The sequence below is a fragment of the Saccharothrix stipae genome, assembly GCF_054781895.1.
In genome coordinates this window covers 1-16633 of the sequence record NZ_BAAGTN010000009.1, presented here as the reverse complement: position 1 = coordinate 16633, position 16633 = coordinate 1, and the positions used below count along the sequence as shown (strand labels likewise).

The 16633-nt window shown below is 72.9% G+C and carries 16 protein-coding genes; 6 read left to right on the top strand and 10 right to left on the bottom strand.

Annotated elements, in window-relative coordinates:
- Positions 1 to 4 precede the first annotated feature (4 nt).
- The 4 genes from ACYVLT_RS23080 to ACYVLT_RS23065 form a co-directional block, all read right to left on the bottom strand.
- Positions 5 to 1111, bottom strand: a complete 1107-nt coding sequence (locus ACYVLT_RS23080; RefSeq protein ID WP_461122287.1) for an XdhC family protein — start codon at positions 1109 to 1111, stop codon at positions 5 to 7.
- Positions 1104 to 2189: a vWA domain-containing protein gene (locus ACYVLT_RS23075; protein ID WP_461122286.1), complete on the bottom strand. Its 1086-nt coding sequence runs from the start codon at positions 2187 to 2189 to the stop codon at positions 1104 to 1106. The genes ACYVLT_RS23080 and ACYVLT_RS23075 overlap by 8 nt, the downstream gene beginning before the upstream one ends.
- Positions 2186 to 3061 carry an AAA family ATPase gene (locus ACYVLT_RS23070; protein WP_461122285.1) on the bottom strand — a complete coding sequence of 292 codons (876 nt, stop codon included), beginning with the start codon at positions 3059 to 3061 and terminating at the stop codon, positions 2186 to 2188. Before ACYVLT_RS23070 ends, ACYVLT_RS23075 begins: the two co-directional genes overlap by 4 nt.
- Positions 3062 to 3124: 63 nt before the next feature.
- A complete protein-coding gene (locus ACYVLT_RS23065; protein ID WP_461122284.1) occupies positions 3125 to 4057 on the bottom strand; it encodes an AraC family transcriptional regulator in 933 nt (310 codons plus the stop codon).
- 56 nt (positions 4058 to 4113) lie between these two features.
- Here ACYVLT_RS23065 and ACYVLT_RS23060 point away from each other — a divergent pair, with 56 nt between their 5' ends.
- Positions 4114 to 4923, top strand: a complete 810-nt coding sequence (locus tag ACYVLT_RS23060; RefSeq protein ID WP_461122283.1) for an alcohol dehydrogenase catalytic domain-containing protein — start codon at positions 4114 to 4116, stop codon at positions 4921 to 4923.
- A 79-nt stretch (positions 4924 to 5002) separates the two neighbouring features.
- Positions 5003 to 5224, top strand: a complete 222-nt coding sequence (locus ACYVLT_RS23055; RefSeq protein WP_053718672.1) for a PspC domain-containing protein — start codon at positions 5003 to 5005, stop codon at positions 5222 to 5224.
- A gap of 16 nt (positions 5225 to 5240) precedes the next feature.
- Here the strand turns inward: ACYVLT_RS23055 and ACYVLT_RS23050 are convergent, their stop codons facing one another.
- From ACYVLT_RS23050 to ACYVLT_RS23030, 5 genes are all read right to left on the bottom strand, one after another.
- Positions 5241 to 6590, bottom strand: coding sequence for a beta-N-acetylhexosaminidase (locus ACYVLT_RS23050; protein ID WP_461122282.1), 1350 nt, complete (start codon positions 6588 to 6590; stop codon positions 5241 to 5243).
- A 13-nt stretch (positions 6591 to 6603) separates the two neighbouring features.
- Entirely contained in the window at positions 6604 to 7449 is an 846-nt protein-coding gene (locus tag ACYVLT_RS23045) for a carbohydrate ABC transporter permease (protein WP_461122281.1), read from the bottom strand.
- The gene (locus ACYVLT_RS23040; RefSeq protein ID WP_461122280.1) at positions 7446 to 8339 is read right to left on the bottom strand and encodes a carbohydrate ABC transporter permease; all 894 of its coding nucleotides are present in this window, start codon (positions 8337 to 8339) and stop codon (positions 7446 to 7448) included. The genes ACYVLT_RS23045 and ACYVLT_RS23040 overlap by 4 nt, the downstream gene beginning before the upstream one ends.
- Complete coding sequence (locus ACYVLT_RS23035) at positions 8336 to 9610, bottom strand: extracellular solute-binding protein (RefSeq protein ID WP_461122279.1); 1275 nt, start codon at positions 9608 to 9610, stop codon at positions 8336 to 8338. The genes ACYVLT_RS23040 and ACYVLT_RS23035 overlap by 4 nt, the downstream gene beginning before the upstream one ends.
- 105 nt (positions 9611 to 9715) lie before the next feature.
- Positions 9716 to 10369, bottom strand: a complete 654-nt coding sequence (locus ACYVLT_RS23030) for a copper homeostasis protein CutC (protein ID WP_461122278.1) — start codon at positions 10367 to 10369, stop codon at positions 9716 to 9718.
- Positions 10370 to 10503: 134 nt separating this feature from the next.
- Between ACYVLT_RS23030 and ACYVLT_RS23025 the strand changes: the two genes are divergently transcribed.
- The 4 genes from ACYVLT_RS23025 to ACYVLT_RS23010 all read left to right on the top strand — a co-directional run bounded on the left by ACYVLT_RS23025 (position 10504) and on the right by ACYVLT_RS23010 (position 14983).
- Positions 10504 to 10716 carry a hypothetical protein gene (locus ACYVLT_RS23025; protein WP_461122277.1) on the top strand — a complete coding sequence of 71 codons (213 nt, stop codon included), beginning with the start codon at positions 10504 to 10506 and terminating at the stop codon, positions 10714 to 10716.
- Between the two features lie 182 nt (positions 10717 to 10898).
- Positions 10899 to 11504, top strand: a complete 606-nt coding sequence (locus ACYVLT_RS23020) for an RNA polymerase sigma factor (RefSeq protein WP_230569746.1) — start codon at positions 10899 to 10901, stop codon at positions 11502 to 11504.
- Positions 11505 to 11563: 59 nt separating this feature from the next.
- A complete protein-coding gene (locus tag ACYVLT_RS23015) occupies positions 11564 to 11986 on the top strand; it encodes a carboxypeptidase regulatory-like domain-containing protein (protein ID WP_461122781.1) in 423 nt (140 codons plus the stop codon).
- Positions 11987 to 12097: 111 nt separating this feature from the next.
- Positions 12098 to 14983: a CHAT domain-containing protein gene (locus ACYVLT_RS23010; RefSeq protein ID WP_461122276.1), complete on the top strand. Its 2886-nt coding sequence runs from the start codon at positions 12098 to 12100 to the stop codon at positions 14981 to 14983.
- Between the two features lie 22 nt (positions 14984 to 15005).
- Here the strand turns inward: ACYVLT_RS23010 and ACYVLT_RS23005 are convergent, their stop codons facing one another.
- A complete protein-coding gene (locus ACYVLT_RS23005) occupies positions 15006 to 15785 on the bottom strand; it encodes a phosphodiesterase (protein ID WP_461122275.1) in 780 nt (259 codons plus the stop codon).
- Positions 15786 to 16633: the final 848 nt, after the last annotated feature.

Genomic DNA, 16633 nt, shown 5'->3' with positions numbered 1-16633 from the left:
CCCCTCACTTGTGGATCGCGCCCTCCGTGCGGGCCAGGCGCCGGCCCTGCCCGCCCCACCGCAGGGCGATGATCTCGGCGGCGATCGACACCGCCGTCTCCTCGGGCGTGCGGGCACCGAGGTCCAGGCCGATCGGGGACGCGAGCCTCGCCAGCTCGCCCTCGGTCACGCCCGCCTCGCGCAGCCTGCGCAGCCGGTCGTCGTGGGTGCGGCGGGAGCCCATGGCGCCCACGTAACCGACCTTGAGCCGCAGCGCGACCTCCAGCAGCGGCACGTCGAACTTGGGGTCGTGGGTGAGCACGGCGACCACCGTCCGCTCGTCCACCCGGCCCTCGTCGGCCTGCGCGGCGAGGTAGCGGTGCGGCCAGTCCACGACCACCTCGTCGGCTTCGGGAAACCGAGTGCCGGTGGCGAAGACCGGACGCGCGTCGCACACCGTGACGCGGTAGCCGAGGAACGCGCCGAGCCTCGCCAGGGCGGCCGCGAAGTCGATCGCGCCGAACACCAGCATCCGGGGCGGCGGCTCGAACGAGTTCACGAACACCGCCATGCCCTCGCCGCGCCGCTGGCCGTCGGGCCCGTAGTGCAGGGTGCCGCTGCGCCCGGCGGCGAGCAGGCCGCGCGCGTCGTCGGTGATCGCGTCCACGGCCCGGGCGGACGGGATGTCGCCGGTGGCGCGGTCGGGCCGGACGATCACCCGTCGGCCGACCCACTCGGGGTGTTCCACGACCGTGGCGATGGCCACCGGCTCCTGGGCCCGGACCGCTTCCAGGACCTCGGGCAGCTCGGGGAAGGTGGTCCGGTCGACCGGCTCCACGTAGACGTCGATGATCCCGCCGCAGGTCAGGCCTACCGCGAACGCGTCGTCGTCGCTCACGCCGTACCGCTGGAGCACCGGTTGGCCGCTGCGGACCACTTCCTGCGCCAGCTCGTAGACCGCGCCCTCCACGCAGCCGCCGGACACGCTGCCCACGACGGCGCCGTCCGCGCCGACCAGCATCGCCGCGCCGGGCGGGCGGGGCGCGGAGCTGAACGTGGCGACCACCGTGCCGACACCGACGGTTTCCCCTCGGTCGACGCGGTGGACCAGGTCGGCGAGAACGTCACGCAAGTCGTACCTCCTCCAGCAGGGCGTGCAGGGTGGCGAGGCTGTGCCCGGCGAGCAGCCGGTCCAGGTGCGGCAGGGCGGCGGCGATCCCGGACTGCACCGGCCGGTACCCGTCGTGGCCCGCGTGCGGGTTGACCCAGACGACCTTGTGCGCGAGTCGGCGCAGGCGCCGGGCCTGCTCGGCGAGCAGGGCGGGGTCGCCGCGTTCCCAGCCGTCGGAGCAGATGACCACCACGGCCCCGCGCGCGGCGCCGCGTTGCCCCCAGCGGTCCAGGAAGACCTTGAGCGTCTCGCCCAGCCGCGTGCCGCCCTCGTAGTCGGGCACGGCGCGGGCGGCGGCGGCCAGGGCCTGCCCGGGGTCGCGGTGGCGGAGTTGGCGGGTGACGCGGGTCAGCCGGGTGCCGAGGGTGCAGACCTCGACCGGCATGTGGCGGGTGAGGACGTGCGCGAACCGGAGGAGCGCGTCGGCGTAGGGCTTCATCGAGCCGGAGACGTCGACCAGCAGCACGACCTTGCGCGGGCGGGTGGTGCGGCGGCGGTGGCGCGGCCGCACCGGTTCGCCGGTGGCGAGCATGTCCTTGAGCGTCCCGCGCGGGTCGATCGCGCCTCTGCGCGCGGGTGCCCGGCGCCGGGTGCGCCGCGTGGGCGGCACCGGCCGGAGCTGGGCCAGCAGGTCGTCCAGGTGCCGCTTCTCGGCCGGGCTGAGCGTGGCGATGTCCTTGCGCCGCAGCACTTCCACGTCACTGGCGGCGACCCTGAGCGTCGACGCCCGCCCGTCGTGCCCCGTCGTGCCGTCGCCGAGCGCGGCCAGGTGACTGGTCCGCCGGGCGCGCCGGCGAGGCGGCTCCGGCGGCATCCCCCCGAACCAGGCCGCGAACGCCGCGTCGTAGCGGGGCAGGTCGTCCGGCTCCCCGCACAACGTCAACCGCCCGGCCCAGTACACGTCCTCGCGCCGCCCGAGCCCCAGCCGGTCGACCGCCGCGACGAACGCGTGCACCCTGTCAGGCCCGCACGCGACGCCGCCGTGCCGCAGCGCGCGGGCGAACCCCACGAGCCCGGTCGACGCACCGGCTGCGGTCATCCCCCGATTGTGCTCTCGGGTACCCCCGTCAGCACACCGGCGGAAAGGGCGCGCTGGGCGTCCTCGCGGTACTTGAGGACGGCACCGAGCGTGATCGCCGCCGTGTCCGCGTCCAGTTCGGTGCGGCCCAGGGTGAGCAGGGCCTCGGCCCAGTCGAGCGACTCCGCCACGCCCGGCGGTTTGATCAGGTCCAGGTCGCGCAACCGCCGCACGGCGGAGGAGACCTGGTGGGCGAGGCGTTCGGTGACGCCGGGCAGCCTGCGGCGGAGGATGGCGACCTCGCGGGCCAGGTCGGGGTGTTCCAGCCAGTGGTAGAGGCAACGGCGCTTGAGGGCGTCGTGCACCTCGCGGGTGCGGTTGGAGGTGAGCACGACCAGCGGCGGGGTCTTCGCGGTGATGCGGCCCAGTTCGGGGATCGTCACCGAGTTCTCGCCCAGCACTTCGAGCAGGAACGCCTCGAACTCGTCGTCCGCCCGGTCCACCTCGTCGATCAGCAGCACGCACGGCGCGGTCTCCAGGGCTCGGAGCAGCGGGCGGGCGAGCAGGAAGCGGCGGGTGTAGAGGGAGGCCTCGGCCTGCTCGACGTCGACCGGGCCCGCGGCTTCGAGCGCGCGCAGGTGCAGCAGCTGGCGGGGGAAGTCCCAGTCGTAGAGGGCCTGGCTGACGTCGATGCCCTCGTGGCACTGGAGCCGGATCAGGGGCAGGTCGAGGGCTTGGGCGAGCGCGACGGCCAGGGACGTCTTGCCGGTGCCCGGCTCGCCCTCGCAGAACAGCGGGCGGCGCATGTGCAGGGCCAGGTAGGCGGCGGTCGCGATGCCCCGGTCGGGCAGGTAGCCGACGCGGTCCAACTGGGCGGCGAGCTCTTGGGTCACCGGGTCATATTGCCGCTGCTCCGCACACGGCGGCTCGATCGCCCGGAAGTCGGTCGGGGCGGATCAGGTGCGGGTGGTCGGAGTGGTTTCGCGGGGAGAGCGGCGGTAGTGGCCGGGGGCGGTGCCGTGGGCGCGTTTGAAGGCGGTCGCGAAGGCGAATTCCGAGGTGTAGCCGACCTGGGGGGCGATGGTGGCCAGGGGCGCGTTGGTGTCGCGCAGGAGGCGGGCGGCGGTGGTCATCCGCCACCAGGTCAGGTAGGTCAGCGGTGGTTGGCCGACGAGCGCGGTGAAGCGCTTGGCGAACGGCGCGCGGGACAGGCCGGTGGTCGCGGCCAGGCTCGCCACCGTCCACGGGTGCGCGGGGTCGCGGTGGATGTGGTGCAGGGCGGTGGCGGTGACCGGGTCGTTGAGCGCGGCGGCCCACCCCGCGGCCTGGTCTCCTCCGGTGAACCAGGTGCGCAGCAGGTACAGCAGGAACGTGTCGAGCAGGGCGGGCACGAGGGTGTCCGAGCCGAGGCGCGGGTGTTGGAGCTCGTCCGCCAGGAGGGTGACGGCGGAGCGCAGTTCCGGGCCGGAGACGAGCACCGTGTCCGGCAGGTCGCGCAGCAACGGGTGCACGTGCGCCAACTCGTAGGCGCCGCACAGCGTGACGGTGGTCGGGTGCTCGGGCGCGGGGTGGTCGACGGCGAACTCCGGGCCGTGCGGGTCGCACGCCTGGTCCGTCAACGGGGTCGTGGGGCTGTCGGCGAGGGCGTGGCCGCTGCCGCAGCCGTCCGGCATGAACACGACGTCGCCCGCGTGCAGTTCGACCGGGTCGGCGTCGTCGCGGATGAGCCAGCACGTGCCCTCCAGCACGACCTGGAACCCCGACGCGCCCGGCACCGGCGCGAACCGCTGACCCCAGGGCTTCTCCCACGCCACCCGTGCGGCGAGCGGCTGTCCGGTGCGCATGACGGCGATCAAGTCGCTCAGCACGTCCACGAGACGATTAAACATGAATGCAGGATCCGGGAGCATGGATCGTCTTCAGCAGACTGCATACATTCGACCAGGTGAGAAGCGCGCGGGTTTTTGTATACGGTGGACCGTATGTAATCGACATCGCCGACGACGTCCCGATCCCGACGCCCGGACCCGGCGAGGTGCTGGTGAAGGTGGCGGCGACGTCGTTCAACCCGACGGAGGTGGCGGTGCGGTCGGGCCGGTTCGACCTGCCCCTGCCGCACACGTTGGGCTGGGACGTGGCCGGCACGGTCGACGGTGACCCGGTGGTCGGCTGGATCGACGGCGCGGCGGCCGAGTACGCCGTCGCACCGGCCGGACGGCTCGTCCCGGCACCCCGGCGGATCCCGTTGGCCGACGCCGCCGCCCTGCCCCTGGCCGGTCTCAGCGCGTGGCAGATGGTGTTCGAGCACGGCCACGTCCGACCGGGCCACCGGGTCCTGGTCAACGGCGCGGGCGGCGGCATCGGCGGGTTCGCCGTGCAGCTGGCCAAGCACGCGGGCGCGCACGTCACCGCCACCGCATCCCCCCGCAGCGCCGACGCGGTCCGGGCACTGGGCGCGGACGACGTCGTCGGCTACGACCCCACCGGGCGGTTCGACGTCGTGCTCAACCTCGTCCCGGACGCCCCGGTGGCACGGCTGGGCGGCGTCGTCGTCTCGGCCACCCTGTGCGACGCCCCCGCCGCCCACTTCGTCACCCGCTTCGACGCCACCCAGCTCACCGCGTTGGTCGACCTGGTCGACCGGGGCGTGGTCGTGGTCGACGTGTCCGAGCGGCACGACCTCGCCGCCCTGCCGGAGATCCACCGCCGCGCCGAGGCCGGAGACCTCAGGGGCAAGGTCCTCGTGACGCCGTGAAACCCTGAGAACGGCGCTCCGGGGGAAGTCAGGGTGCGTCCCCGATGTCCCGAAAGCCCTGGCGGAGCACTCTTGGGACATGACGAACGACGTGCTCAACCAAGCCACCGACAAGGTCAAGAAGCTCCGCCGCAGCCGGACCGACAAGATGGTCGCGGGTGTGTGCGGCGGCGTCGCCAAGCTGCTCGGCGTGGACGCGGCACTGGTCCGCATCCTGCTGGTCGCCGCCACCCTCTTCGGGTTCGGCGCCGGCGCGATCCTCTACCTCGCCTGCTGGATCCTCATGCCCGAAGAGGCCTGACGAGGCCCGAAGAGGCCTACCGGGGGAAGCCGGGCACGCCCGGCAACACCTGCCACGGCCGGGGACCGTCGAGGGGGCGGTACTCGACGCCCAGCGCGTCGAGCCGCGGCAGGTGGTGCTCGGCCAGCCGGGCCAGGAACTCCGCCTCGTCGCGTTCGGCGGGGCTCCACACCACCTCGGCGAACGCGCTCAACCTGGGGAAGGCGGCGTAGTCGAGCCGCCTGGGTGAATCGAGGTGTTCGGTCCACAGGTTCGCCTGCGCGCCGAGCACCCGGTCCGCCGCGGCGGGCTCGTACCGGTACACGTCCTGAAGCGTCGTGACGGTCCCGACCGGGATCGGCTCGCCGGGGTGGTCGGACTGCCGGTAGTCCAGGTACAGGTGCTCCTCCGGGCACATCACCACGTCGTGGCCGCGGTCCAGCGCGGTCAGGCCGGCGTCCTCGCCGCGCCACGACGCGACGATCGTGCGGGTCGGCAGCGGTCCGACGCCGAGCACCTCGTCCCACCCGAACGGCCGCCGCCCGCGCCGGTGCAGGTGTTGGGCGATGCGGCGGACGAACCGGCCGTCGCCGCCCTCCGCCTCGTCACCGCCCAGCCCGACCACCTCGGACGGGAACACGTCCAGCAGCTCGTCGAACACCTGCCGGTAGAAGTCCACTGTGGACTCGTCGGCCCGCAGGACGTTCGGGTTGATCCCCCAGTCCGTCCACACGCCGCCACCCGACACGCCGAGTTCCGGGTACGCCGCGATGGCCGCCTGGCTGTGCCCCGGCACGTCGATCTCCGGCACCACCGTGATGTGCCGCCCGGCCGCGTACGCCACGACTTCCCGCAGGTCGTCCTGGGTGTAGTAGCCGCCGTGCGGTCGCCCGGCCATCCCGCCGGACCGCCGGTCGCCCAACCGCGAGTCGGGCCGCCACCCGCCGACCTCGTGCAGCCGGGGGAACGCGCGGGACTCGAACCGCCAGCCCTGGTCGTCGGTCAGGTGCAGGTGCAGCACGTTCAGCTTGTGCACGGCCAGCAGGTCGACGTACCGCAGCAGGTCGTGCTTGGGCAGGAAGTGCCGCGCCACGTCGAGCATCACGCCGCGCCACGCGAACCGCGGGTGGTCCTCGACCGAGCACACCGGCAGCGTGACCGCCCCCGGCGGCACCGCCCGGAACGCCGCGGGCCCGCTCAACTGCCGCAACGTCTGCCGCGCGTAGAACTCGCCCGCGTCGTCGGACGCCTGGACCCGCACGCCGTCGGCCGACACCGACAGCCGGTAGCCCTCGGCGGGCCCGGCCACGCGCTCGACCTGGAACGTGCCGTCGAACGGCACCTCGCCGTCACCCCGGGTGAACGACACCGGACGGGGCAGGATCACGACCTCACCGCCATCACGACTTCACCGCCCCGGCCAGGCCCGCGACCAGGCGCCGCTGCACCAGGATGAAGAAGATCAGCACCGGGATCGTCATCAACGTCGATCCTGCCATGATCGCGCCCCAGTCGTTCTGGTCGGGTTTCACGAACACCTGCAACGCCAGCGGCAGCGTCTGGTTCTCCGCCGCCGAGATGATGAACGTCTTGGCGAACAGGAAGTCGTTCCAGGCGTGGATGAACGACAGCACGCTCGTCGCCACCAGACCGGGCGCCACCAGCGGGAACAGCACCTGCCACAGGAACCGGAACCGGGACGCGCCGTCCAGCGTCGCCGCCTCCTCCAGCTCCACCGGCACGGCCGCGACGAAACCGCGCAGCATCCAGATCGCGAACGGCAGGCTGAACGCGAGGTGCACCAGCACCAGCGAGCCCAGGTGGTTGAGCCCGAACACCGGTGCCACGTCCCGCACCGACCGCATCAGGAAGAACAGCGGGATGGTCAACGCCTCGACCGGCACCATCTGCACCACGAGCAGCATGACCAGCAGCGTGGTGCGGCCGCGGAACCGGAACCGGGTCAGCGCGGTCGCCGCCAGGAACGAGATCAGCAGGCTCAGCGCCACCACCGCGACCGCCACCACCACGCTGTTGAGCAGGTAGCGGCCGAAGCTCTGCACGGTCAGCGCGCGCACGAAGCTGTCGACAGTCGGCGCGAGCGTCCACGGCCGCGGGTCGACCGAGATGACCTCCGCCTGCGGCTTGAACGCCGTCAACACCATCCAGTACAGGGGGAACGCCACCACGGCCGCGATGCCGACCGTGACCGCTTCGGCGACACCCCGCGACACCCGCCGGTTCACAGCACCTCCCCGCCGCGCCGCAACGCCCGCAGGTAGCCGGCGGTGACGAGCAGCAGCAACACCGTCATCACCACGCCGATGGTCGCGCCGAGCCCGTACTCGGAGGCGGCGAACGCCTGCTGGTAGGCGTAGACGTTGAGCACCAGGTTGCGGCCGGCGATGCCGCCGCCGTTGGTGATGATGTAGACCTGGGTGAACACCTTGAAGTCCCAGATGATCGACTGGATCGTCACCACGACCAGCAACGGCCGCAGCAGCGGCAGGATCACGCTGGTCGCGGTCCTCGCCGTGCCCGCGCCGTCCAGCGCGGCGGCCTCCAGCACCTCCCCCGGGATCGCCTTGATCCCCGCGTACAGGGTGACCATGACGAACGGGAACGAGCACCAGACCACCTGCGCCGCGACCAGCCCGAACGCCACCCACCTGTCGTAGGTCCAGGAGAACCCGGTGGTGCCCAGCACCTCGTTGACGAACCCGAAGTCGGCGTCGAACAGGAACAGCCAGATGGTCGACCCGGCCACCGCGGGCGTCGCCCACGCGCCCAGCGCGGCCAGGAACAACGTCATCCGCGCCCACGTGCGCACCCTGGTGGCCAGCACCGCCAGCGCGGCGCCGACCAGCAGGGTGCCCACCACGCAGACCGCGGCGAACCCGACCGTCTGCCCGAGCACGGCCCAGAACCGCGCGTCGGCCAGCAGGGTCGTGTAGTTCGCCAGGCCCAGGAACGTCAGCGGCGCGCCACCGCTGACCTGCTCCTGGCCGTAGTCGAACAGGGAGATCAGCACGAGCTGGTAGATCGGGTAGCCCATCAGCCCGACCAGCACCAGCAGCGCCGGGGCGAGGTAGGCGGACGCGATCCGCCCGTCGCCCTTGGCCGTCCGCGTGGTCATGAGCCGAAGGCGGCGTTCATCTGGTCGGCGGCGTCCTTGGCGGCCTTGTCGAGGTCCTCGCCACCGGCGGCGACCTGCTGCAACAACGTCGGCAGCACGGCCTGGGCGTCGATCTTGGCCCAGTTCGGGGTGACCGGCACGAACCGCGTGCCCGCCTCCAGCGTCTCGATGAACGGCTCCAGCACCGGGTTGGCCTTCGCCACCTCGTCCTGCACGTCGCCGAACGTCGGCAGGTTGCCCATCGCCTCGAACATCTTGCGCTGGTACTCCTTGCCGCCCAACAACCGAACGAACTCGTTGGCCAGCGTCTTGCGCTCGCTGCCCTTCAGCACGCCGAGCAGGTTGCCGCCCGCGAAGGCGGGCGCGATCTCGCCGGCCTTCTTGCCGGGCAGCGGCACGACCGCGTACTTGCCCGCGGCGGTGGAGGCGTCGACCGACTTGCGGTTGAAGTCACCGCCCACGACCATCGCCGCCTTGCCCGCGCGGAACGCCTCGACGCTGGCGTCGCCGCCGTTGCCCGCGCACTGGGCGGGCGGGCAGATGTCGTCCGCGATCAGCTCGGTGTACTGGCGCAGGCCCGCCTTGGACTCGGCGCTGTCGATCGTGGCCACGTACCTGCCGCCGTCCTCGCGGGCGATGTCGCCGCCGTTGGCCCACACGAACGGCATCGCGCCGTAGGTGTACTTGCCGCCCGCGGAGATGCCGAGCAGGTCCGGCTTGGCGGCGCGGATCCGGCGGGCGAGCGGCGCGATCTCGTCCAACGTGGCCGGTGGCCGGAGGTTCAGCTCCTGGAAGATGTCGGTGCGGTAGTAGAGCGCGCGCACGCCGACGTACCAGGGCACGCCGTAGACCTTGCCGTCCACCTTGCCGGTGTCGAGGACGGCGGGCAGCAGGTCCTTCGCCTCCGGCCAGCCGGCGAGGTCGAGGTCGGCGAACCCGCCGCCCGCGACGTAGCCCGCCAGGTCGGTGTTGCCGAACTCGGCCACGTCGGGCGCGCTCTCGGGGTCGCTGAACGCGGCCTTGAACCGCTCGGCGCGGGTCTGCACCTGGATGTACTGGACGTCGACGGTGACGCCTTGGTGTGCCTGCTCGAACCCGGTGATCGCCTCCTTGACGACCGCCTCCTTCGGGCCCCGGTTGACCTCGTCGAACAGCCAGACCCGGAGTTGCCCGGTCTGCTCGTCACCACCGACGGGCGCCGAGCCGGACTGGACCGGGGCGCACCCGGCCAGCACGACGGCGCCCACGACCGCTGCTACCGCGAACCGCATCTCGCCCACCCTTCAGGTGTGTCACACCCAGGAACCGTTGCGTCAGGCGCAACAGTTATTTCACGGGAAGCAACGGCGATGCTAATGTCCGCACCGGCAAGCGGTCTAGACCAAATTCGCCCAGGTCCGGACGGCGTCGGCGGAGAGCGGGGCGTCCCACCCGCCTGGCCGCACGGCGCTCCCGACGTGGAACCCGGTGACGCCGACCGCCCGCAACGGCGCGACCTGCTCGGCCTTGAGCCCGCCGCCGACCAGCAGCCGCACCGCGCCCTGGCGTGCGGCCAGCCGTTCCAGCACGCCGAACCCGTCGGCGACTCCGCGTGCGCTGCCGGCCGCGAGCACCGTGTCGCAGCCGAGCCCGCCGACCGCGGTCCACGCCGCCTCGGGGTCCGCCGAGTTGTCCAGCGCGCGGTGGAACGTCCACGCGCACCCGTCCAACTCCGCGATCAGCGCCGCGCACGCCGCCTCGTCCACCCACCCGTGGGCGTCGAGGAAGCCGAACACGAACTCCGACGCCCCCGCCTCGCGCAGCGCCGCGGCGTCGCGCCGCAGGCCGTCGAGGTCGCCGGGCGCGAAGCCGCGCGCGTCGCGCAGCATGACCCGGACCGGCAGGTCGGTCGCGGACAGCACGTCGCGCAGCACGGTGACCGGCGGCGTCAGCCCGTCCGCGGCCATGTCGACGGTGAGTTCCAGCCGATCCGCGCCGCCGGCCTGCGCGGCCTCGGCGTCGGTGGCGTCCAGTGCGATGACCTCAAGCATGGTCTAGACCATACTCACGCTCGGTGAGCCCCCGTGCCTCAACCGTGAACTGTTAAAACCGCGGCATGTATCCACCGTAGAACTACTCACTCCTTACCTAGTGACCGATCCTCAACCCCGACTGAGGAGGCCGCATGAGCGCCACTCCGCCCGGCGTCGAAGAGCTCGACCCCGCCGACCTCGACACCGCCGAGCTGGAGCAGCGGTTCGCCGCCGTCGAGGGGGCGACCGTCGAGCTCGACCAGGAGGACGACCCGCAGGACCCGCCGCCGGCCACGCCGGAGGGCCACCACCAGACGCACGGCGACCCGGTGGGCACCGACAGCACGTCCGTGACCGGCAACTGAACCTCTGGGGGGAGGAAGGTGGCGGTCGGTCGGCTTCGAGGGGTGCCGACCGGGTGTCATCGCAGTTGGGGGGAGGCGGTCCGCGGTGCGAGGGGGGCATCGCGGACCGCCGCCGCGCCGAGCACGGCCGCGGTGTGTGACGATCAGCTCCGGCTGGGGGATGTCGAGGAGGAGGTGACGACGTGGGAGAACTGCGCACGGCCGGTGAGCGACCACCGTGGGAGGGTCTCGACGGGACGGACCGGCACGCGGCCTGCGTCGTCGCCGCACGCGACGGCGACCGGCGCGCACTGGACGTGCTGGTCGCCGACTTGACGCCGCTGGTGTGGCACGTGGCGCGCGGGCACGGGCTGGACCGCAGCACGGCGGAGGACGTGGTGCAGACGGTCTGGCTCGCGTTGCTGCGGCACCTCGACCGGCTGGTCGAGCCCCGCGCCCTGGCCGGGTGGCTCGTCGTCGCGACGCGCCGCGAGGCCCAACGGACCTGGACACCGGCTCGTCGCGAAGCGGCGCTGAGCGACGAGCTGGCGGACCAACTGGAAAGCGAGTACGGCCTGCCCGAGGACGCCGCCCTGGTCGACGACCGGGACCACCGGCTGTGGCGGGCTTTCGGCCGTTTGTCGCAGAAGTGCCAGGAGCTCCTGCGACTCACCGTGCTGGCCGGCCGGGCGGAGTACCGCGCGGTCGCCGAAGCACTGTCCATGCCGCGCGGCAGCATCGGCCCCACCCGGGGTCGGTGCCTGACCATGTTGCGCACACATCTCGACGCGGAAGGAGGATCGCGGTGAACGACATCGACCCGCGCGATGACCGCAGAGGCCAAGAGGACACCGCTGTCCTCACGGAACTGAACCGCCTGGTGTACGAGTTGGACGCGCCCCCGGCGGGGCTCGTCGAACGCATCCAGTTCGCGGTGGCTTTGGAGAACCTGGACGTCGAGGTGGCCCGCTGGGAACGCGCGGGCTCGTTCGCGGGGGTGCGGGGTGGCAGCCCCGGCACCATCACGTTCACGGTGGACAACCTGACGTTGATGGTGAACTTCACGTCGACCGGCGCACGGCACCGCATCGACGGCTGGCTCGTGCCCGCGGGTGAGCACACCGTCGAGGTGAGGGTGGCCGAGCACGAGTCGAGCACCACCAAGGCCGACGACGGCGGCCGGTTCGTGCTGTCCGACGTACCCGCGGGCACCACGCAGATCGTGGTGCACCTGGTGAACTCACGGGGCGAGCCGGGGCGGACGGTCGTGACACCGACGATCATGTTGTAGCCGGCCGGTGGGCCGTCCGGCCGCGCACTCACGGAGAGTAACCCGTTCGGCGCACGGATAGCATCCACAAGACGGCTTCTCGGACACGTTCTGTGTGCTGGCATTGAGGGTGTGTCCGCGCCTCGTGCCGCCTTGCCGGTCTCCCCGCCTGCCTCCCCTGATGTCGATCTGGCCGTCGACCTGCACAAAAAGGCGTTCCGGGCGGCGTCGGGCGGCCGTCCGGCGGATGCGGTGACCCTGCTGCGGCGGGCGTTGCGGGTACTGCCGGTGACGTCGCCGAGCGTCGAGTCGACCACTGTCCGCATTCGCATCCTGATCACCCTGTCGTACGGCGAGGCGGAGACCGAGTCGGTCGAGGGCGGCTTGGCGCGGCTGCTGACGGCGGGCGAGCTGATCACCACGCTGCCCGACGGGCCGGACGCGGTGGGGCTGCGGGCCATCGTGAAGGACCAGCAGGCCCTGATCCTGCACCGGGCCGGGCGGACCGCCGAGGCCATCGCCCTGTACGACGAGTCGGTGCGCCAGTTGGAGGCCGGGTGGGCGGCCGGGGTGGTCGGCGCGGCCACGCTGGCGACCGCGCTGATGAACCGCGGCTTGACCACCATCGCGTTCGGCCTGCCCGAGGCGGCGGAGCGCGACGTGCGGCGCGCGATCGACCTGGCCGAGGCCGAAGACCTGCCGCTGCTGAAGGCGAAGGCGCTGGGGAACCTCGGCGACATCGCCCACCTGACCGGTGACGTGCCCCGGTCGTTGGCCTACCACGAGCAGGCGGAGCGGGCGTTCCGCGTGCTCGCGCCGGACCTGGTGGCGCGCACCCGGATCGACCGGGCGCGGGTGATGCTGGCCGGCGGGTTGGCGGACGAGGCGGCCAAGCACCTGGACGAGGCGCTGGTCGTGCTGCGGCGACGTCGGGTGGGGCAGGACCTGGCGGAGGCGGAACTGGCACGCGCCGCCGCGGCGTTGCTGCAAGGCGACCCGACCACCGCGGCCCGCCTGTCCGCCCAAGCCCAACGCCGCTTCCGTCGGCGGGGCAGCAAGTCGTGGGCCGAACTGGCGGCGTTGATGCGCATGCGAGCCGAATTCGCCACCGCCACCGCCCCGCCTGCTACCCCACCTCCTGCCATCTCCCCCACCGCCGCTCCCCCCACCGTCACTCCGCCCTCTGCCACTCCGCCCTCTGTTCCGGCCTCCGCCGCTCCCGCCTCCGCCGCTCCCGCCTCCGCCACTTCCGCCTCTGCCGCTTTGGCCGCCGCCACTTCTGCCTCTGCCATTTCCGCCGTCTCCGGCGCCGTGCCCGTTCCTGCCGTCAGCGTGGAGTCCGGCGCCGCCGCGACCGTCGAAGGGCTGTTCGTCCCCGCTCAATCGCGCTCGGACGTGGCCTTGGTGGCCGTTGCGAGGCGTGCGCCGACCCGGATCACCCCTGCTCGCGCGACCAGGCTGGCCGAGCGGTTGACCGCCGTGGGGTTGACCGACGAGGCCGCCGTCGCGCGGCTGCTCGCCGTGCGGATGGCAATTCGTCGCGGCCACCTGACGCCCGCCCGGGCGTTGCTGGAACAGGTTCCGGCGCCCGGTCCGATCACGCCGATCGACCACCGGATGCTGCTGCGGCTGTGCCGTGCCGAGCTGGCGGTGGCGGTGGGCGACCCTGGTGCGGCGTTGCGCGAGGCCGAGGAGGGGCTCGCCGAGCTGGGCCGCGTCCGCGATCGGATGGGTGGTCTGGACCTGCTGTGCGGCACCGCCGTGCACGGCCGTGAGCTGGGCGAACTGGCCATCGGGCTGGTGCTGGACCACGGCGGTGACGCGGAGGCGGCGTTCGACTGGCTGGAGCGGACGCGGGCGCAGGTGTACCGGTACGAGCCGTTGCCCGCGATCGACGACCCGGTGCTGGCGCGGCGGGTGGCGCAGGCGCGGTCGTTGGCGCGGGCGGTGCAGCAGGCGCGGTTGGACGGTCGGCCGGCGGCGGAGCTGGAGGATCGGCTGGACGCGTTGCAGCGGGAGGTGGCGCGGCTCGGTTGGCACACGAGCGTGTGGGGCCGGCCGCGACCGGTGTGCGGGGTCACCGACGTGCGGACCTCATTGGGCGATCGCGCGATGGTGAGCTTCGTGACGCACGGTGGCGTGCTGTCGGCCGTGGTGCTGGTGGCGGGTGACGCGACCCTGGTGCGACTGGGCGCGACCGAGGCGGTGTTCGAGTCGGCCCGGCAGTTGCACGCCGACGTGGACGTGCTCGCGCCCGACCACCTGTCGCCGCTGCCCGCCGCGGCCGTGGCGGCGTCGGCCGGGCGGCGGGCGGAGCGGTTGGACGAGGTGTTGATCGGGCCGTTGGCGGGGCTCGTCGGCGAGCGCGAGTTGGTCGTCGTGCCGACCGGTGACCTGTACGCGGTGCCGTGGAACGCCCTGCCGTCGCTCCGCGGCCGCCCGATCGTGGTCACCCCATCGGCGACAGCGTGGCTGAACGCGATCTCGGCGCGGACGGCGGCGACGCGGGTCGTGCTGGTGGGTGGGCCGAACCTGCCAGAGGTGGTCGCCGAGGTGAGCGACCTGCGCGGCACGTACCCCGATGCGGTGATGGCGGAGACGGTGGGCGACGTGCTGGCCGCGCTGGACGGCGCCCGGTTGGCGCACATCGCGGCGCACGGCGAGCACGTCGCCGACAACGCCTTGTTCTCGCGCCTGGAGCTGATCGACGGCCCGCTGTTCGCCCACGACACGGCCCGCCTCCACACCGCGCCCGAACAGGTGATTCTCGCCGCCTGTTCCCTGGCGCTGAGTCACATCAGACCGGGTGACGAGGCACTGGGCTTCGCGGGCGCGCTGCTGGCCGGCGGTTCGCGCACGGTCGTCGCCGCCGTCAACCAGGTGGGCGACCGCGCCGCCGCGATGACCATGGGGACGTTCCACAAACTGCTGGCCGACGGCAAACCGCTGTCCCACGCCCTGGCCGAGGCGACCGCCGCCGACCCCCTGCGCCGCCCGTTCGTGTGCTTCGGCGCCTGACCCGTTCGTGGGCAGTCGGCGATCAGAACGCGCCGATCAACCCGCCGGCGTCACTGACCGGCACGGTGTGCGTGGCGAACCCGGACTCGGTGGCGACGTGCAGCAGGAACCCGGTCGGCTCGGCGAGGTACCCGACCTGCTGGTCGGCGCGCAGCGTCAGCGAGGTCTGCCGGTAGGTGCTGGGTGCGACGGACACCGCCGTGCCCGCGAACGGCACGCTGATCGCGCGGTGCACGTGCCCGGCCAGGACGCGGGCGACGTTGCCGTGGTTGGCGAGGACAGCGCCCAACGCCGGGCCGTCCGCCAGCCGCATGCCGTCGAGGTACGGGATGCCGACGGCGACCGGCGGGTGGTGCAGGCACACGAAAGCCGGCACGTCGGGCCTCTGGGCGAGCACGGCGTCGAGCCACGACAACTGCTCGTCCCCGAGGCGTCCGGCCGGCCCGTCCGGCCGCCACGAGTTCAACGCGACGATGGTGAACCCGGGGTGGGCCACGGCGTAGTGCGCCGACACCCCACCGCCGACGAACGGCGTCCCACCGAACACTTCCAGCAACGCCGCCGGGTCATCGTGGTTACCGGTGGTCAAGTGCAGGGGCACCGGAAAAGCCCCGATCAGGTCACGCAACTGCGCATAAGCGTCAACCTGCCCGAACTCCGTGAGATCGCCGGTGATCACCACACAATCCGGCCGCGGATCCACCGCCAGCACCCGCCCCAACGCGCGGCGCAACGAGGCGGCCGGCTCGGCGGCCAGGGCATCGGTCCTCAGGTGCGGGTCGCTCAGGTGGGCGATGAGCACGTGATCAGCTCCAGATCCTCGGTGGCCGGGCAAGCCGGGGTCGTGCAAAGCCGGGTCTTGCAAATCGCGGGCCAGGCAAAAGCCAAAGTCGAACACGCCCGACGTCCGACGGTATCGCGCGCGTCGCGCCGTCTCGGCAACGAATTCGCGCGGATTCGCGCTGTTCCGGCCCGATTCACCCGGCGGTCGGCCAACTCAGGCGAATTCGCGCGTTGAGCAGCCCGTCCACGCGGACTCGCGCGGGTCCGGCCGGACCGTTCAGGCGAGATCGCGCGGCCCGAGGCGCCTCACCCAAGCGGGTCGGCCCAGGCGGGCCAGGCCAAACGGGCCAGGCGGGACCAAGTCAGGCGAGGCGGGTCAGGGTCGGGCGAACCGGGCGGGCCAGGCCAGGCGGGCCGGACCTGGCCCGGCGGGTCGGGCAGGGCCGGGTCGCGCAGGGCCGGGCAGGGCCGGGTCAGGCAGGGCGGCCGAACAGCGCCGGGCCGGGCGGGCTAAGCGGGCCAAGCGGGTCGGACCAGGCGGGTCGGACCAGGCCAGGCGGGCCAGGCAGGTCGGGCGAGCCAGGCAGGTCGGGCAGGGCCGGATCCGGGCGGGCCGGTCGGCACGCCCCGTCGGGTCGGCCCAGCGGTGTCGGGCTGGCGGTGTCAGGCGAGCGGTGGCGGGGTGGGTGCGGTGTGGTGCGAGTTGGGCGTGGCAGGTTGGCCAGGTGGGCCGGGTGGGCGCGGCGGGTAGGGCCGGGCGGAGGTGGATGGGCGATGGCAGTGGCGAGGGGCGGAGAGCGGAAGGGTGGGGAGCGGAAAGGTGCGGAGCGGAGCGGATGGGGTGGGGGTGGATGGGGTGGGGGTGGA